Origin of the sequence: Marinobacter sp. (genome assembly GCF_048269445.1) — a bacterium.
Taxonomy (GTDB): Bacteria; Pseudomonadota; Gammaproteobacteria; order Pseudomonadales; family Oleiphilaceae; genus Marinobacter.
Genome location: NZ_JBLXIQ010000001.1, coordinates 684950 through 701883, shown reverse-complemented (window position 1 = coordinate 701883; position 16934 = coordinate 684950). Strand labels below are relative to the sequence as shown.

Sequence of the window (16934 nt, the reverse complement as noted above, 5' to 3'; positions counted from 1 at the left end):
GCCCGGAGAACACCATGAATTTCGCATTCAGTGAAGAACAAAACGCGATCCGCGAGGTAGTGGCCCGCTTCAGCGCCGAGGTGCTGGCTCCGGGCTATCGCAAGCGGGATCAGGAAGGGGTTATCGAAAAGGATGTCATCCGCCAGCTGGGCGAGATGGGCCTGCTCGGCGGCGAACTGCCGGAGGAATTCGGCGGCAGTGGCATGGACTGCATCACCAGCGGCCTGATCATCGAGGAAATATCCAAAGGGGATTTCAACGTCGGCTACATTCCGCTACTAACCTCCCTCAACGGCCAGATCATCGCCAGCCACGCCGCGCCCGACCTGGCCAAGGACTGGCTGCACGGCATGACCACCGGCCAGAAGGTGGCCTGCATCGCCCTGACCGAGCCCCACGGCGGTTCCGACGCCGCCAACCTGCGCCTGAAGGCGGAGAGGAAGGGCGACGTTTACGTACTCAACGGTGAGAAGACCTCCATCTCCATGGCCGACCAGGCCGATGTGGCGGTGGTGTTCGCCCGCACCGGCACCGTGGAGCAGCGGGCCTCGGGCATCAGCGCTTTCCTGGTCCCGATGGACAGCCCGGGCATCACCACGACCCGCTTTGAGGACAACGGCCAGCGCGCCATCGGCCGTGGCTCCATCTTCTTCGACAACGTGGAAGTGCCCGCCAGAAACATGATGGGTGACGAGGGAAAAGGCTTCAAACAGGTGATGCAGGGCTTTGACTACAGCCGCGCGCTGATCGGCTTGCAGTGCCTGGCGGTGGCCCAGCAATCCCTGGATGAAACCTGGCAGTGGCTGACCGAGCGCACCGCGTTTGGCCAACACCTGTCGGCTTTCCAGGGCCTGACCCACCCGCTGGCCGAATACCAGACCTACGTTCATGCCGCGCGTATGCAGTGTTACCATGCGCTCTGGCTCAAGGACAACAACCTGCCCCACAATGCCGAAGCCGCCATGAACAAATGGTGGGGGCCCAAGCTGGCTTTCGACGTGGTGAAACAGTGCTTGCTGGCGCACGGCCACACCGGCTGGGGCGAGGACCTGCCCTTTGCCCAGCGGTTGCGGGATGTCCTTGGCCTGCAGATTGGCGACGGTACCGCGCAGATCATGAAAAACATCATCGCACGCGAGTACCTGCCCGGGTGAGGCAGCGTGAAACAGGAGAACAAATGATCGTCAACGAATCCGGAGGCATACCCAACCGCCTGTTTTTCCGTCTGTTCCAGACCGGAAACATCCTGCAGCGCCAGGTTCAGAACGAAATGGGCATCAGCGCCGTGCAATGGGCGGTACTGGGCGCGCTGTCTCGGGAAGGGTTTGAGGAAGGCACCTCGTTCAACCAGCTTAAGGAATACCTGTACGTCAGCCGGCAAAACCTCGACGGCGTGCTCAAGCGCATGGAACGGGATGGCCACGTGATCCGGATTCCCGACCCGCAGGATCGCCGCGCCAGACTGGTGGTTTTGACCGATTCCGGCCGGGAGTTCTGGGGCCGGATGCAAGACACCATTACCGAGTTCTATCGCCAGGCGTTACTGGGCATGAGCTTTGATGATGGCGTCAGCCTGCTGCATCTGCTGAAAAAACTTCAGCATGATATGACGGCGGTTTCTTTGGGTTCCGCGGAGCCCAAAGAAACCGCCTAAAGCGCTCCGAGTGCTATTCCACCGTCACACTTTTTGCCAGATTTCGAGGCTGGTCCACATCGGTGCCCTTGAGCACCGCCACGTGATAGGCCAGCAACTGCAGGGGAACCGTATAAACGATCGGGGCAGTGATCGGATGTACTGAAGGAAGCTGCATCACATGGATGCTCTCTTCCGGCTTCACATCTGCCATTTTATCGGCGAACACAAACAACTCACCGCCCCGGGCGCGGACTTCTTCCAGGTTGGATTTAAGCTTCTCGACCAGGTCGTTGTTCGGCGCTACCGTGACGACTGGCATTTCGCTGTCTACCAGGGCCAGCGGGCCATGCTTGAGCTCACCGGCCGGGTAAGCCTCGGCGTGGATGTAGGAAATTTCCTTCAGTTTCAGCGCACCTTCGAGGGCAACCGGGAACTGGGAACCACGACCCAGGAACAGGCTGTGGTGCTTGTCCATAAACGCCTTGGACATCTCCGCAATCTCGCCATCCAGGGCCAGCACATCACTCACCTGGCCAGGCAGCAAGTGGATTGCCTCCACGATCTCTCTCTCCTGGTCTTCGGGCAGGCCGTTGTGGCGGGCCAGTGCCAGGGTAAAGATCAGCAGGGCAGTCAGCTGGGTGGTGAAGGCCTTGGTCGAGGCCACGCCGATTTCCGGGCCGGCCTGGGTCATGATCACGAGATCCGATTCCCGCACCAGGGAACTGCCGGGGACGTTGCAGATGGCCATGGCAGCGCGGAAACCGGCTTTCTTGGCCTGGCGCAGGGCGGCCAGGGTGTCGGCGGTTTCGCCGGACTGGGAGATACACAGGAACAGGGTGTCCTGCTGGATCACATGCTTGCGGTAGCGGAACTCGGAAGCCACCTCCACCGAGCAGGGCACCCCGGCCAACTCCTCAATCCAGTAGCGGGCCACCATTCCGGCATGGTAGCTGGTGCCACAGGCGATGATCTGAACGTGACGCACGTTTTCCAGCAGGTTGGCCGCATCGGTTCCCAGGGCCTGCTCCAGTACCCGGGTGCTGGTTACCCGGCCTTCCATGGTGGCTTTGATGACTCTGGGCTGCTCGTAGATTTCCTTGAGCATGAAGTGGCGGTATTCACCCTTGTCGGCAGAATCGGTGGCGTGCTCGAACCGGGTAATCTCCCGCTCGACGCTCTTCCCGTCTCGATTGAGGATGGCAATAGCGTCCTTGCGAATATCCGCAACGTCGCCCTCTTCGAGGAACATGAACCGGTCGGTTACTGGCAGGAGGGCCAACTGGTCGGAAGCAATGAAATTCTCGCCGATGCCGACACCAATCACCAGGGGGCTGCCTTCCCGACAGACCACGAGATGATCGGGTTCATCCGCGTGTACCACCGCCAGAGCGTAGGCGCCGCGAAGTCGGGCAATGGCCGCCCGTACCGAGTCATGGAGGTTGCCCAGGGACCGGTAGTTCTTTTCAATCAAGTGCGCGACCACTTCGGTATCTGTTTGCGAGGTGAACTCAAAACCCTCAGCACGTAATTCCTCACGAAGCTCCTGATAGTTCTCGATAATGCCGTTATGAACAATGGCCAGGTGGTCGCCAGACATGTGCGGATGGGCGTTGAGCTGTGACGGCTCGCCATGGGTCGCCCATCGGGTGTGCGCAATGCCGAGGTATCCGGCCTGGGGGTTGGCCTTCATAGCCGCTGCCAGGGAGGCTACCTTGCCCACCTCCCGTGCACGCTGGACGCTATGGTCAGCACCAATAACCGCCATACCAGCAGAGTCGTACCCCCGGTATTCCAGACGGCGCAGGCCCTCAAGAAGGATGCCCTGGACGTCCCTTTCCGAAACCGCGCCTACAATTCCACACATGTCGCTCTACCTGTCAGTTAATCGTTTGAATCAGTTTTTCCTGGGCTTTTCCCAGCCCGAAATATTGCGCTGCCGGCCACGGGCCACAGCCAGTTCGCTGTCGGCGACATCCCGGGTGATGGTCGAACCGGCGCCGATGGTGGCGCCTGCCGCCACAGTTACCGGAGCCACCAGGGAGGTATTGGAGCCCACAAAAACGCCGTCGCCGATCACCGTGCGATACTTGTTCACCCCATCATAATTACAGGTGATGGTTCCTGCACCCACATTCACATTACGGCCCAGAGAGGCATCACCCACGTAGCTGAGGTGGTTGATTTTGCTGCCCTCGCCGACCACGGCCTTTTTGGTTTCAACAAAATTGCCAACCTTGGTATTGGCCGCCAGCTCAGTGCCTGGGCGGATACGCGCAAACGGTCCAATCTGGGCGTTGGCACCGATCGTGGCTCCTTCAATCACGCTGTTCGCCTTGATTTCAGCGCCCTCGGCAATGGTCGCATCCTTGATAACGCAACCGGGCCCAATCGACACATTGCTGCCCAGTGTGACTTTGCCTTCGAACACCACGTTCACGTCAATCCACAGATCGTTGCCGATGGTCAGCTCGCCGCGTACATCAACCCGCGCCGGGTCAGCCAGGGTTGCGCCTTCGGTCATCAACCGCTCCGCCTCCCGACGCTGGAACCAGCGCTCGAGTTCCGCCAACTGCAGGCGGTTGTTCACACCCTGAACCTCGTACGGGTCGTCGGGCTGGGACACCGAAACCCGCATGCCCTGCTCCACCGCCATGGCGATAATGTCGGTCAGGTAGTACTCACCCTGGGCGTTGCCGTTGGACAACGCCGGCAGCCAGGCTTTCAGGTGCTTGGCCGAAACCGCAAGAATACCGGTGTTGACCTCACGGATAGCCAACTGCTCGGGGGTCGCGTCCTTTTGCTCGACGATGGCGACGACATTGCCGTCCGGGTTGCGAACAATACGGCCATACCCGTGTGGGTTGTCCATGGTCACTGTCAGGAGCCCAAGAGTGTTGTCATCCAGGGTACCAACCAGCGCGTTCAGGGTATCGTGACGGGTGAGCGGGACATCGCCATAGAGCACCAGAACTCTGGCCTCATCGGGAAGATCGGGCAACGCCTGGGCAACGGCATGGCCAGTACCGAGCTGTTCATTCTGGGTTACCCAGTTCACCGTGGCCTCGGTGGTGGTTTCGCGAACCTTCTCCGCACCATGCCCGATAACGGCGTGGATCTTCTCGGCGCCCAGCTGTTTGGCCGTGGCAATCACATGGTGAAGCATCGGGCGACCGGCCACCGGGTGGAGAACCTTGGGCAGGGCGGATTTCATTCTGGAACCCTGGCCAGCGGCCAGAATGACAACGTGTAACGGGCTCATGGAATGGTCAGGCTCCCGGTGATTTGAATATCTGAAATCGGAAAATAAAAAAACCGCACTCCTCAGGGCCGGAGGTCCAACGCCGGGCGTTGGTCTTCCAGCCGCTCAGGATGCGGCTTCGGTGTTCGGCAAACCCGAAACGGAAATGCTTAGCGCATTTTGTTACGCAGCTGCCGGATGGTACGAAGCTGGGCAACAGCTTCCGCCAACTCTGCAGCGGCACGGGAGTACTCGAATTCACCGGTCTTGTTGGCAAGTGCTTTCTCGGCCTCTTTCTGTGCCTCGAGTGCGGCTGCTTCGTCCACATCCTTTGCACGAACAGCGGTATCCGCCAATAAAGTCACCAGATTGGGCTGGACCTCCAGATATCCGCCGGACACGTAAAGAATCTCTTCTTCACCGCCCTGCTTGATGATCCGAATAGGACCCGGCTTCAGCTGAGTCAGCAGCGGGGCGTGGCCCGGGGCAATACCCAGGTCACCTTCAGAGCCCGCCGCGATCAGCATTTCTACCAATCCGGAATAGATCTTAGTTTCGGCACTTACCACATCACAATGCACGGTCATACCCATGTCAGTCGCCTTTTTGATCGATCCGGAAACAAACGCAAGGGCTCAGAATCACTTCTTCGCCTTGCTCTTCATTTCCTTCGCTTTCTCGACCGCTTCCTCGATGCCACCGACCATGTAGAACGCCTGCTCAGGCATATCGTCATAGTCGCCGTTGAGGATGCCCTTGAAGCTGCTGATGGTTTCCTTCAGGGAAACGTATTTACCGGGTGAGCCGGTGAATACTTCAGCAACGTGGAACGGCTGGGACAGAAAACGCTCAATCTTACGGGCACGAGCTACCGTCAGTTTATCTTCTTCTGACAGTTCGTCCATACCCAGAATGGCGATGATGTCTTTCAGTTCCTTGTAACGCTGCAGGTTGGTCTGCACGCCACGGGCTATTTCGTAGTGCTCATCACCGATGACCAGTGGATCCAGCTGACGCGAGGTAGAGTCCAGCGGATCGATCGCCGGATAGATACCCTTGGAAGCGATATCACGGCTCAGTACCACGGTCGCATCAAGGTGCGAGAAGGTGGTGGCTGGTGACGGGTCAGTCAAGTCATCCGCCGGTACGTAGACCGCCTGGATCGACGTAATAGAGCCGTCCTTAGTGGAGGTGATACGCTCCTGAAGCTCACCCATTTCCTGGGCCAGCGTCGGCTGATAACCTACCGCAGAAGGCATACGACCCAGCAGTGCAGATACCTCAGTACCGGCCAGGGTGTAACGGTAAATGTTGTCAACGAACAACAGTACGTCACGGCCTTCGTCACGGAACTTCTCAGCCATGGTGAGGCCGGTCAGGGCGACACGCAGACGGTTTCCAGGGGGCTCGTTCATCTGGCCGTAAACCATGGCCACTTTGTCGAGTACGTTGGAATCCTTCATTTCGTAGTAGAAGTCGTTACCTTCACGGGTCCGCTCACCAACACCTGCGAATACGGAGAGACCGGAGTGCTCTTTCGCAATGTTGTTGATCAGCTCCATCATGTTAACGGTCTTGCCTACACCGGCACCACCGAACAGGCCAACCTTACCGCCTTTGGCAAACGGGCAGATCAGGTCGATAACCTTGATGCCGGTTTCCAGCAAGTCGGCAGACGCTGCCTGGTCGGCGTAGCTCGGAGCTTTGCGGTGGATACCCCAACGCTCTTCTTCACCAATCGGTCCCTGTTCGTCGATGGGACGACCCAGAACGTCCATGATACGGCCCAGGGTCTGGGTACCAACCGGTACCGAGATTGCCTTACCGGTGTTTTCCGCTTTCAGGCCTCGCTTAAGGCCGTCAGTGCTGCCCATGGCGATGGTACGAACGATTCCGTCACCCAGCTGCTGCTGGACTTCCAGAGTTGTTTCGCCACCTTCAAGCAGCAGTGCGTCATATATCTTGGGTACGGAGTCACGTGGAAATTCCACGTCGATAACCGCGCCAATGATCTGAACGATTTGTCCGCTACTCATGCTCGGTTCCTCGTTATCTTAAGTAGTCAATAAAACCAGTTGGATTGTGGGCCGGATCAGACTGAAGCCGCGCCGCTCACAATCTCCGAAATCTCTTGGGTGATGGCTGCCTGACGCGCCTTGTTATAAGCCAACTGAAGCTCACCGATAATGTCACCGGCGTTGTCAGTTGCGCTCTTCATGGCGATCATCCGGGCTGCCTGTTCACATGCCAGATTCTCTACCACACCCTGGTATACCTGGGACTCAATAAAACGTGGCAGAAGGCCATCGAGGATCTGCCTGGCATCGGGCTCGTAGAGATATTCCCACTGGTTCTTGATCTCTTCTTCGTCCTCGCTCTCAGGCAGAGGCAAGAGCTGCTCTACCGTCGGGCGCTGGGTCATGGTGTTCACGAACTCGTTGCTGACCAGATAAAGACGGTCAATCTTGCCTTCCGAGAACGCATCCAGCATCACCTTGACGTTGCCGATGAGTTTTTCAGAGCTCGGGTTATCACCCAGATGGGTCAGTGCCGCAACGACGTTCCCGCCGTAGCTCCGGAAAAAGGACGCCCCTTTCTGTCCGATGGCGCACAGATCGATCTCCGCTCCGCTGTCGTTCCACGCTTTCATTTCACGGATAAGCGTTTTGAACAGGTTGCCATTCAGACCACCGCAAAGACCACGATCAGTTGACACCACAATATAGCCCACGCGCTTAACCTCGCGCTCGACCATGAACGGATGTTTGTACTGAGCATTCGCCTTGGCAATGTGCCCGATCACCTGTCGCATCTTTTCGGCATACGGGCGGGTAGCCTGCATGCGTTCCTGAGCTTTACGCATCTTGCTTGCAGCAACCATTTCCATGGCACTGGTTATTTTCTGCGTGCTCTTGATGCTTGTAATCTGATTACGTATTTCTTTGCCGATGGCCATAACTCACTGCCTTCTCAAGTTAGACACTCGTTGCTTCGAAAGCGGCCCGCGACTATCGCCGCGGGCCTGTTTCTTACCAGCTTTGAGTGGTCTTGAATTTCTCAAGTGCAGCTTTAAGGCCGGCAGCGATTTCGTCGTTGTAATCGCCCTTTTCGTCGATCTTGGCGAGCAGGTCTTTCTGTTCGGAGCGCATCCAGTCGAGCATCTGCGCTTCAAACTTCACTACCTTGTCGACATCAACATCGTCCAGGAAGCCTTCGTTGGCTGCGAACAGAACCGTACCCATTTCAGCCACAGACATCGGGCTGTACTGGTTCTGCTTCATGAGTTCTGTAACACGCTGACCGTGCTCAAGCTGCTTACGAGTTGCTTCGTCAAGATCCGAAGCGAACTGGGCGAAAGCGGCAAGTTCGCGATACTGGGCCAGTGCCAGACGGATGTTACCGCCAAGCTTTTTCATGATCTTGGTCTGGGCAGAGCCACCAACCCGGGATACGGATACACCGGCGTTCATTGCCGGACGGATGCCGGAGTTGAACAGGTTGGTTTCCAGGAAGATCTGGCCGTCGGTGATCGAGATTACGTTGGTCGGTACGAATGCGGAAACGTCGCCGGCCTGGGTCTCGATGATTGGCAAAGCGGTCAGAGAACCGGTTTTGCCTTTCACTTCACCGTTGGTGAACTTCTCAACGTAGTCGGCGTTAACGCGGGAAGAGCGCTCCAGCAGACGTGAGTGCAGATAGAAAACGTCACCAGGGTAAGCTTCACGGCCCGGCGGACGACGCAACAGCAGGGAGATCTGGCGATACGCCACAGCCTGCTTGGACAGATCATCATAGATGATCAGGGCGTCTTCACCACGGTCACGGAAATATTCACCCATGGAGGTACCGGAGTACGGAGCCAGGAACTGCATCGCTGCAGGATCGGCGGCGCCGGCGGCAACCACGATGGTGTGATCCATCGCACCGTGCTCTTCCAGCTTGCGCACAACAGCGGCAATGGAAGACTGCTTCTGACCAATGGCCACGTAGATACACTTGATGCCGGTATCTTTCTGGTTGATGATCGCGTCGATAGCGACGGCGGTCTTACCAATCTGACGGTCACCGATGATCAGCTCACGCTGGCCACGGCCGATAGGTACCATGGTATCGATTGCTTTCAGACCGGTCTGTACCGGCTGATCGACGGACTGACGCTCGATAACGCCCGGTGCAACCTTCTCAACCGGAGCGGTGAGATCAGTGCCCAGATCGCCTTTACCATCGATCGGATTACCCAGACCGTCAACCACGCGACCCATAAGTTCAGGGCCGACCGGAACTTCCAGAATACGACCGGTACAACGAACTTTCTGGCCTTCTGCCAGTTCTTCGTAGTCGCCCAGCACAACCGCACCTACGGAATCACGCTCCAGGTTCAGAGCCATGCCGAAAACGCCGTTGGCAAATTCAATCATCTCACCAGACATAACGTCGGCAAGACCGTGGATCAGTACGATACCGTCAGAAACAGACAGGATTGTACCTTCGTTCTTTGCTTCAGAAGAGATATCGAGTTTCTCGATTCTCTTCTTGATGATGTCACTGATCTCGGATGGATTCAGTTGCTGCATGCCAATATCCTCAAACCTTGTGCTGAAATCAGGAGCCCAGAGCGTCGGCCAGCTTGGTCAGCTTTCCGCGTACAGATGCGTCAATCACCATATCGCCAGTGCGGATAATCACACCGCCAATCAGTGATTTGTCCAATGACGCTGCGAGTGACACTTGCCGCTCGAGTTTCTTCGAGAGTGCCTGGGCGAGCTTCTGTTGCTGTTCGTCCGTCAGCTCGAAAGCTGCGGTAATCTCGATATCAACAGTGCGCTCCAGATCAGCCCGGTACGTGTTGAAGAGCGCTGCAATCTCAGGAAGAAGAGTCAGCCGGCGTTTTTCCGCCAGTACAGCGAAAAAGTTCCGGATCTGTTCGGTGACGCCCTCTTCGACGACCTCCAGAATCAGATCAGCCTTCTTCTGCTCTTCGAGACCCGGATTCGCGAGAAGCTGTCGAATGTCTTTGTTCGCGGTGACCTGCCCGGCAACCGTCAGCACCTGTGACCACTCAGCCAGCTGCTTATGCTCCTGAGCGGCACCAAATGCTGCCTTTGCGTAGGGACGGGCCAGCGTTCTCAGTTCTGCCATGATGAACCTCGTCGTTTAAAGTTCTGCCGCCAATTTGTCCAACATCTCGTTGTGCTTGGAGGCATCGACAGAGGTTTCCAGGATCTTCTCAGCACCGGCGACAGCGATGGCGGCAACTTCTGCACGCAGCGCTTCACGAGCCTGATTCCGCTCCTGTTCAATTTCGGCCTTGGCCTGCTCAATCAGCTTCTGGCCTTCCTTGCGGGCGTCATCCTTGGATGCTTCCACAATCTGGGCCGCACGCTTGTTAGCCTGCTCAATCAGGCCGGCAGCTTGCTGCTTGGCTTCACGCAGTTCCTGTGCTGACTTTTCCTGAGCCAGTTCCAGATCGCGCGAAGCGCGGTCTGAGGCAGCCAGTCCGTCAGCGATCTTCTTTTGACGCTCCTGCAGTGCGGCCATAATAGGCGGCCACACGTACTTCATGCAGAAGACGACAAAGATAAAGAACGCGATGGCTTGACCAATCATCGTCAAATTAATGTTCACGTCTTCACCTCTCGCCTGTTTTGTTAAGAATCATCTGACCGGGGTAAAGCCCCCGGCTCTGGCGACTCGATTAACCGGCGATCTGGCCGACAAACGGGTTGGCGAAAGTGAAGAACAGGGCGATACCAACACCGATCATGGTTACGGCGTCCAACAGACCTGCGACGATGAACATTTTAACCTGCAACATCGGGGTCATTTCCGGCTGACGCGCAGCGCCTTCCAGGAACTTGCCACCGAGGATACCAAAGCCAATCGCAGTACCCAGGGCACCCAGACCAATCAGCAGTGCAACGGCAATCGCGGTCATTCCAACTACAGTTTCCATGATAACTCCCAGTTTTCAGTTTAGGTTTTCAGTTTAAGGGTTACGGTTTTAAAACTACGGCTTAATGGTGTCCGATCAGTGACTGTCTTCGTGAGCCATGCTCAGGTACACGATCGTCAACATCATAAAGATGAATGCCTGCAGGGTGATAACCAGAATGTGGAAGATCGCCCAGGGTACAGACAGCGTCCACTGCGCCCAGAACGGCAGCAGTGCGATAAGAATAAAGATCAGCTCACCCGCATAAAGGTTACCGAACAGACGCAAGGCCAGCGAAATCGGCTTCGCGATCAGGCTGACGCCTTCCAGCAGGAAGTTCACCGGTACCAACAGGATTTTCAGAAACAGGTTATCGGATGAGAACGGATGCAGGGTCAACTCGCCCATGAAACCACCGATGCCTTTGACCTTGATGCTGTAAAAGATAATCAGGAAAAATACCGACAGGGACATGCCCAACGTTATGTTGACGTCCGTGGTTGGAACCACCTTCATGTATTCCAGGCCCATCAGGTGGAATACCTGGGGCAGAAAGTCCACCGGCACCAGATCCATCAGGTTCATCAGGAATACCCAGCAGAAGATGGTCAGTGCCAGCGGCGCGATGACCTTGTTCCTGCCGTGGAAGGTTTCCTTAACGCTGTTATCAACAAACTCGATCATGACTTCAACGAAGTTCTGCAGTCCACCGGGCTGACCGGATGTTACGCGCTTGGCCGCCAGGCGGAAAATGAACAGAAAAATCACGCCCAGGGCGACAGACCAGCCAAGGGAATCGACGTGCAGCGCCATGAACCCCATGTCGGAGGCTTCAGCCGCATTGTGGGCCATAGTCCACTGCGCTTCCTGCAGTACCGTGCCATCGGCACGTTCGTAACCCGCGGGCAACTTGCCATACGTCAGGTTCTGGAGGTGATGCTGGATATATTCGGATGCACTTCCTGCCATAACGGTTTCCCAGGTCCAGTTAGCTTCGCTGCGTAGTGCTGCCCGCCAGAAGCGGCGTCAACCAGTTGGTGACCAGCATAATCGCAAATGTTAAAAAAAGTGCCGCTTCATCAAGCGGCTGAATCCATTTAAAGGCCATCGTGAAGAAGATGGCACACAAGATGAGCTTGCCGGCCTCACCCTGGTAAAAAGAACTTATGATCTTCCTGGCAGACCGCGCGCCGGAGTAGCGGAATGCCTTGAGCGCAAAAAAACCGTGGGGCACTAAAAAAATGAGGCCACCAATCAGCGCTGAATACCCGGAAACCTGACCGCGTAGCAGAAAAAACGCCACGCAAACGAAGACCAGTATCACACTTTCTATTACAAACCATCGTGCGATGGGGGGGCGGCCTATGCCGCTCCGAGTTGCCTTCGTCATTATTGTCCCGGAGGTACGGTGCCTTTACCGATTCAGTTTAAAAAATATACAAATACACCGACACGAGCGCCGCAGATTATATGTGTTCAATCTGCACGAATCAACAAAACCCGGCACCACAGAATCCGGTCCAGCCTGCATGCCAAGGGGCATTTGAAAGAATTCGACACAAATAGACAGACATCTATATTAACAACACTACATGTTGTGTGAATGTGAGGATACAAACTTTCGTAGGGGAGACCAAGGAAGTATAAAACCGGGCCAATTTACTTGATATGGCCCAGAATTCCGTCCAGCTCGTCGAGGGAACTGTACTCAATAACCAGTTTACCTTTGCCACGCTGGCCGTGGTCTATGGACACCCTGGCGCCCAGCCTTTCGGCCAGATCGTCCTGCAGGGACCTTATATTTGGATCAAGCGCGCCCTTTTTCCCGGATTTACTGTCTGGCGTTTCCTGCTGGACCCGGCGTACCAGGGCTTCGGTTTGGCGAACAGACAGGGATTTCGCCACCACCTGTTTCGCCACCTGCATCTGCAATTCCGGCGCCAGGGTCAACATGGCACGGCCGTGGCCCATCTCCAGATCGCCATGCTCCAGCATGATACGGACATCTTCCGAAAGGCCGATCAACCGCAGCAAGTTGGTGATGGTGGTTCGGGATTTACCAACCGCTTCCGCAACCTGAGCTTGGGTCAGGCCGAATTCGTCCTGCAGTCGCTGCAGGGCAAAGGCTTCTTCAATGGGATTGAGGTTTTCGCGCTGGATGTTCTCGATCAGCGCCATGGCGATGGCGGCTTCGTCCGGAACATCCCGGATGATGGCGGGGATGTTGTCCAGACCGGCCATCTGGGTGGCACGCCAGCGGCGCTCACCGGCGATCAGTTCATAGCGGCCTTCGGCGATGGGGCGAACCACCACCGGCTGCATCACCCCTTGCTGGCGAATGGAATCAGCCAGTTCCTGCAGGGCAGCCGGATCCATATCCCGCCGGGGCTGGAAACGGCCACGCTGGATCAGGTCGATAGGGACTTGGCGGAGTTCACCGTCGTGGTCTTTCAGCTCCTGGTCGAGATTGACCTTGGAGCCCGCCAGCAGGGCGCCCAGTCCACGTTCACCCAATCCTCGTTTCTTAGCCGCCATGGTGTCAGTCATTCTTCCCGTTGAATATCGTTGTGCTTCAGTGAGTGACAGGGCGGTATGTTACACCGCAACCGGTGCGGATGTCTTTTTTGAACCATGCCGACGAACCATCTCGCCAGCCAGGGCCAGATACGCGATAGCGCCCTTGGAAGCGCGGTCGTACTTCAGGGCCGGCATGCCATAACTTGGCGCTTCGGCCAGACGGACATTACGGGGAATCACCGCACGGTAGACCTTGTCGCCGAAATATTCCGTCAGCTGACCGGACACGTCCAGGGTCAAGCTGTTTCGGGGGTCGTACATGGTCCGCAAAATCCCTTCCATCTCGAGATTCGGGTTCACGGTCTCCTGGATCTGCTCAACCGTGTTCATCAGCGCGGCCAGGCCTTCCAGCGCATAGTACTCACACTGCATGGGGATCAGGACCGCATCCGCAGCGGACAGGGCGTTCACCGTCAACAGACTGAGCGAGGGCGGGCAATCGATCAGGATGTAATCGTAGTTGTCGCGAACGGTATTGAGGGCAAGACGCAGACGGTGCTCGCGGCCGATTTCATTCATCAGTGCCACTTCCGCGGCGGTGAGATCACCATTGGCCGGCAGAATATCGAAGCCGGATGCTTCTGCCGGAATGATGACCTCGGCGGCGCTGGCCCGCTTGGTCAGCATGTCATAACCGGACAGTTCCAGGGCGTTCTTATCCACACCGCTGCCCATGGTGGCATTGCCCTGGGGGTCCATATCCACCAACAGCACCCGTCGTTTGGTCGCAGCCAGGGAGGCGGCAAGGTTGACGCAGGTGGTGGTTTTGCCCACACCGCCTTTCTGATTGGTCACTGCAATCACGCGCGCCATGTCTTGCCTCCTTGTTCGGGGTTACCGGTTCAGAATTTCGAGTGCAGAGCTACCGGGATTGCGCTGCCCGGGCGATCACCAGTAAATGGCGCTCGCCATCCGCGCCGGGGACGTCCAGGGAGTGCCTGGATTTTACCCGCCAGCCAGTTGGAAGAGCAGCCACTTCATCATCCGGAAACTGGCCTTTCATGGCAAGGAACTCGCCCTCATTTGCCAGCAAATCCCCACACCAGCTCACCAGATTCTCCAGAGCGGTGAAAGCCCGGCTGCTGATCTGGGTAAAAGGCTCAGCGGGAGTGCAGGCTTCCGCCCGGCCGTGGATTACCTCAACGTTAGCGAGGCCCAGCTCCAGAACACATTGGTTCAGGAACCGGGTTTTTTTGCCGTTGCTGTCCAGCAGGGTAAACCGCTTTCCGGGCAGGGCAATGGCCAGGGGTATTCCAGGCAGGCCGCCTCCGGCTCCGACATCCAGAAGATGGTCTGTGGTTACCCAGGGCAGGATACTGAGGCTGTCCAGCAGCTGCCGGGACACCATTTCACGCTCATTACGCACCGCTGTGAGATTGTAGGCCCGATTCCATTTGTTGAGCAGGCCAAGAAAAGCCAGCAACCGTTGCTGCTGGCCGTCGTTCAGAGTGAGACCCATTGCCGCCAGTCCGTCCCGGAGCTGACCCTGCCAGAGCGCGTTGGTCATGGGCGCGGATCAGGCTGTCTGTTTGCGCAGCAGGTCGCGCTTTTTCAGGTGCACCAGGATCTGGCTCACCGCCGCCGGGGTCACGCCCTGGATGCGCGACGCCTGGGCCACCGTCTCCGGACGAACGGCCTGGAGTTTCTGCCTGATCTCGTTGGACAAGCCGCCAATCACATCGTAATCCAGATCCACCGGCAAGGCGGTGTTTTCGTTCCGGCGCAACCGTGCGATCTCGTCGGTCTGGCGGGAAATATAGCCCTCATACTTGATCTCGATTTCCACCTGATCCGCCACCACCGGGTCCTCTGTCTGCTCAGCGCCAATCGCAGCGATGTGACTGTAGACGATCTCGGGGCGACGCAGCAGTTCCGCCAGGGACTGGTCCCGGGTCATCGGCTGCTTGAGGAAACCTTTCGCGCGCTCTCCTGCCTCGGTATTCGGATGAATCCGGGTGGACTCCAGACGACTGCGCTCGGTGGCGATGGCCTCGCGCTTGTCGTTAAATTTCTGCCAGCGCTGATCGTTCACCAGGCCCAGCTTGCGACCGGTTTCGGTCAGGCGCAGATCGGCGTTGTCTTCCCGCAGGATCAGCCGGTATTCAGCGCGACTGGTGAACATGCGATAAGGCTCGGAGGTGCCCATGGTGATCAGGTCATCCACCAGTACACCCAGGTAGGCCTCATCACGGCGCGGGTACCACTCGTCCTTATCCTGGGCTTTCAGAGCGGCGTTGATACCGGCCAGCAGGCCCTGGGCGCCGGCTTCTTCGTAACCAGTGGTACCGTTGATCTGGCCGGCAAAGTACAGGCCCTGGATGAACTTGGTTTCCAGGGTATGGCGCAGGTCCTGGGGGTTCAGGTAATCGTATTCGATGGCATAGCCCGGCCGGGTGATGTGGGCATTCTCAAATCCCGGGATGGAGCGCACCGCCGCCAGCTGGATATCGAAAGGCAGGCTGGTGGAGATACCGTTCGGGTACAGCTCGTTGGTGGTCAGGCCTTCCGGCTCCACAAAAATCTGGTGCGAATCCTTGTCGGCAAAACGGTTGACCTTGTCCTCGATGGACGGGCAGTAACGCGGGCCAACGCCTTCGATGCTGCCGGCAAACATGGGCGAACGATCAAATCCGCTGCGAATGATGTCGTGGGTTTCTTCAGTCGTGCGGGTAACGTAACAGCAGACCTGCTCAGGGTGCTGACTACGGCTGCCGATGAAGGACATCACCGGAATGGGGTCATCACCCCACTGTTCCTGCATCACCGAGAAATCCACAGACCGGGAGTCGATGCGCGGCGGCGTACCGGTTTTCAGGCGACCAACATTGAACGGCAGTTCCCGCAGGCGTTGGGCCAGTGCGTTGGCCGGGGCGTCGCCGGCGCGGCCGCCGGCATGGTGTTGCATGCCGATGTGGATAACGCCGCCGAGGAAGGTACCGGTAGTGAGCACAACCGTCTTCGCGTTGAAGCGGATTCCGGTCTGGGTGACGACACCGGTCACCTGGTCGTTTTCCACAATCAGGTCGTCCGCCGCCTGCTGGAACAGAGTCAGATTAGGCTGGCTCTCCAGGGTATGGCGGATGGCCGCCTTGTAAAGGACCCGGTCGGCCTGGGCACGGGTGGCACGGACTGCCGGGCCCTTGCGGCTGTTCAATACCCGGAACTGGATACCGGCCTTGTCGGTCGCCTCGGCCATGGCGCCACCCAGGGCATCGATTTCCTTGACCAGATGGCTCTTGCCAATACCACCGATAGCCGGGTTGCAGGACATCTGGCCCAGGGTTTCAATGTTGTGGGTCAGCAGCAGGGTTTGCGAACCCATGCGCGCAGCCGCCAGCGCGGCCTCGGTACCGGCATGGCCACCACCAATGACAATGACATCGAAACGGGTCGGAAAATCCACAGTTCACCTCGGAAATCGGGCTGAAAAAAAGGTATAGAAACAGGGCGCGGAGTATAACGCCTCACCCAGGAAATTGCAGTCGGAATGTGCAAATTTTAACCAGATCAAAACGCCGTTGAAAGCCGGAAGGGGGTCACAAAAGGTCGGC

At 57.4% G+C, this 16934-nt stretch carries 17 protein-coding genes; 2 read left to right on the top strand and 15 right to left on the bottom strand.

Translation table 11 applies throughout. The annotated features are described in order from the left end of the window. Positions 1-14: 14 nt before the first annotated feature. On the top strand, positions 15-1154 hold the full coding sequence (gene aliB, locus ACN0XM_RS03200; protein WP_417565466.1) for a cyclohexanecarboxyl-CoA dehydrogenase: 1140 nt from the start codon (positions 15-17) through the stop codon (positions 1152-1154). A gap of 23 nt (positions 1155-1177) precedes the next feature. Continuing rightward, on the top strand, positions 1178-1654 hold the full coding sequence (locus ACN0XM_RS03195) for a MarR family winged helix-turn-helix transcriptional regulator (protein WP_417565465.1): 477 nt from the start codon (positions 1178-1180) through the stop codon (positions 1652-1654). Positions 1655-1667: 13 nt separating this feature from the next. On the opposite strand, the gene glmS is transcribed toward ACN0XM_RS03195, so the two are convergent. From glmS to mnmG, 15 genes are all read right to left on the bottom strand, one after another. Continuing rightward, a complete protein-coding gene (glmS, locus tag ACN0XM_RS03190; RefSeq protein ID WP_417565464.1) occupies positions 1668-3500 on the bottom strand; it encodes a glutamine--fructose-6-phosphate transaminase (isomerizing) in 1833 nt (610 codons plus the stop codon). Positions 3501-3530: 30 nt separating this feature from the next. Then, positions 3531-4895: a bifunctional UDP-N-acetylglucosamine diphosphorylase/glucosamine-1-phosphate N-acetyltransferase GlmU gene (gene glmU, locus ACN0XM_RS03185; RefSeq protein WP_417565463.1), complete on the bottom strand. Its 1365-nt coding sequence runs from the start codon at positions 4893-4895 to the stop codon at positions 3531-3533. 149 nt (positions 4896-5044) lie between these two features. Beyond that, positions 5045-5467 (bottom strand): F0F1 ATP synthase subunit epsilon, encoded by a 423-nt coding sequence (locus ACN0XM_RS03180; RefSeq protein ID WP_417565462.1) that lies wholly within the window; start codon positions 5465-5467, stop codon positions 5045-5047. Between the two features lie 48 nt (positions 5468-5515). Continuing rightward, positions 5516-6910 (bottom strand): F0F1 ATP synthase subunit beta, encoded by a 1395-nt coding sequence (atpD, locus tag ACN0XM_RS03175; protein ID WP_417565461.1) that lies wholly within the window; start codon positions 6908-6910, stop codon positions 5516-5518. A gap of 56 nt (positions 6911-6966) precedes the next feature. After that, positions 6967-7830 (bottom strand): F0F1 ATP synthase subunit gamma, encoded by an 864-nt coding sequence (atpG, locus tag ACN0XM_RS03170; RefSeq protein ID WP_417565460.1) that lies wholly within the window; start codon positions 7828-7830, stop codon positions 6967-6969. A gap of 73 nt (positions 7831-7903) precedes the next feature. Continuing rightward, positions 7904-9448 (bottom strand): F0F1 ATP synthase subunit alpha, encoded by a 1545-nt coding sequence (atpA, locus tag ACN0XM_RS03165; protein ID WP_417565459.1) that lies wholly within the window; start codon positions 9446-9448, stop codon positions 7904-7906. Between the two features lie 28 nt (positions 9449-9476). Beyond that, positions 9477-10013, bottom strand: a complete 537-nt coding sequence (locus tag ACN0XM_RS03160) for a F0F1 ATP synthase subunit delta (protein WP_417565458.1) — start codon at positions 10011-10013, stop codon at positions 9477-9479. Between the two features lie 15 nt (positions 10014-10028). Next, positions 10029-10499, bottom strand: a complete 471-nt coding sequence (locus ACN0XM_RS03155; RefSeq protein WP_417565457.1) for a F0F1 ATP synthase subunit B — start codon at positions 10497-10499, stop codon at positions 10029-10031. Between the two features lie 70 nt (positions 10500-10569). Then, positions 10570-10827 (bottom strand): F0F1 ATP synthase subunit C, encoded by a 258-nt coding sequence (gene atpE / locus ACN0XM_RS03150; protein ID WP_012138088.1) that lies wholly within the window; start codon positions 10825-10827, stop codon positions 10570-10572. Positions 10828-10902: 75 nt separating this feature from the next. Continuing rightward, positions 10903-11775: a F0F1 ATP synthase subunit A gene (atpB, locus tag ACN0XM_RS03145; protein WP_417565456.1), complete on the bottom strand. Its 873-nt coding sequence runs from the start codon at positions 11773-11775 to the stop codon at positions 10903-10905. A 19-nt stretch (positions 11776-11794) separates the two neighbouring features. Further along, positions 11795-12196 (bottom strand): F0F1 ATP synthase subunit I, encoded by a 402-nt coding sequence (locus ACN0XM_RS03140; protein WP_417565455.1) that lies wholly within the window; start codon positions 12194-12196, stop codon positions 11795-11797. A gap of 269 nt (positions 12197-12465) precedes the next feature. Continuing rightward, positions 12466-13341, bottom strand: coding sequence for a ParB/RepB/Spo0J family partition protein (locus tag ACN0XM_RS03135; protein ID WP_417565454.1), 876 nt, complete (start codon positions 13339-13341; stop codon positions 12466-12468). Positions 13342-13401: 60 nt separating this feature from the next. Continuing rightward, a complete protein-coding gene (locus ACN0XM_RS03130; protein ID WP_417565453.1) occupies positions 13402-14196 on the bottom strand; it encodes a ParA family protein in 795 nt (264 codons plus the stop codon). Positions 14197-14245: 49 nt separating this feature from the next. Beyond that, positions 14246-14890, bottom strand: a complete 645-nt coding sequence (gene rsmG / locus ACN0XM_RS03125) for a 16S rRNA (guanine(527)-N(7))-methyltransferase RsmG (RefSeq protein ID WP_417565452.1) — start codon at positions 14888-14890, stop codon at positions 14246-14248. Positions 14891-14899: 9 nt separating this feature from the next. Beyond that, positions 14900-16786, bottom strand: coding sequence for a tRNA uridine-5-carboxymethylaminomethyl(34) synthesis enzyme MnmG (gene mnmG, locus ACN0XM_RS03120; protein WP_417565451.1), 1887 nt, complete (start codon positions 16784-16786; stop codon positions 14900-14902). Positions 16787-16934 lie beyond the last annotated feature (148 nt).

Coding starts and splice junctions, on each gene's coding strand:
- aliB (WP_417565466.1), top strand. CDS start 15: ATGAATTTCGCATTCAGTGAAGAACAAAACGCGATCCGCGAGGTAGTG.
- ACN0XM_RS03130 (WP_417565453.1), bottom strand. CDS start 14,196: ATGGCGCGCGTGATTGCAGTGACCAATCAGAAAGGCGGTGTGGGCAAA.
- ACN0XM_RS03160 (WP_417565458.1), bottom strand. CDS start 10,013: ATGGCAGAACTGAGAACGCTGGCCCGTCCCTACGCAAAGGCAGCATTT.
- atpB (WP_417565456.1), bottom strand. CDS start 11,775: ATGGCAGGAAGTGCATCCGAATATATCCAGCATCACCTCCAGAACCTG.
- glmS (WP_417565464.1), bottom strand. CDS start 3,500: ATGTGTGGAATTGTAGGCGCGGTTTCGGAAAGGGACGTCCAGGGCATC.
- ACN0XM_RS03135 (WP_417565454.1), bottom strand. CDS start 13,341: ATGGCGGCTAAGAAACGAGGATTGGGTGAACGTGGACTGGGCGCCCTG.
- rsmG (WP_417565452.1), bottom strand. CDS start 14,890: ATGACCAACGCGCTCTGGCAGGGTCAGCTCCGGGACGGACTGGCGGCA.
- ACN0XM_RS03180 (WP_417565462.1), bottom strand. CDS start 5,467: ATGGGTATGACCGTGCATTGTGATGTGGTAAGTGCCGAAACTAAGATC.
- atpD (WP_417565461.1), bottom strand. CDS start 6,910: ATGAGTAGCGGACAAATCGTTCAGATCATTGGCGCGGTTATCGACGTG.
- ACN0XM_RS03140 (WP_417565455.1), bottom strand. CDS start 12,196: ATGACGAAGGCAACTCGGAGCGGCATAGGCCGCCCCCCCATCGCACGA.
- atpG (WP_417565460.1), bottom strand. CDS start 7,830: ATGGCCATCGGCAAAGAAATACGTAATCAGATTACAAGCATCAAGAGC.
- atpE (WP_012138088.1), bottom strand. CDS start 10,827: ATGGAAACTGTAGTTGGAATGACCGCGATTGCCGTTGCACTGCTGATT.
- atpA (WP_417565459.1), bottom strand. CDS start 9,448: ATGCAGCAACTGAATCCATCCGAGATCAGTGACATCATCAAGAAGAGA.
- glmU (WP_417565463.1), bottom strand. CDS start 4,895: ATGAGCCCGTTACACGTTGTCATTCTGGCCGCTGGCCAGGGTTCCAGA.
- ACN0XM_RS03195 (WP_417565465.1), top strand. CDS start 1,178: ATGATCGTCAACGAATCCGGAGGCATACCCAACCGCCTGTTTTTCCGT.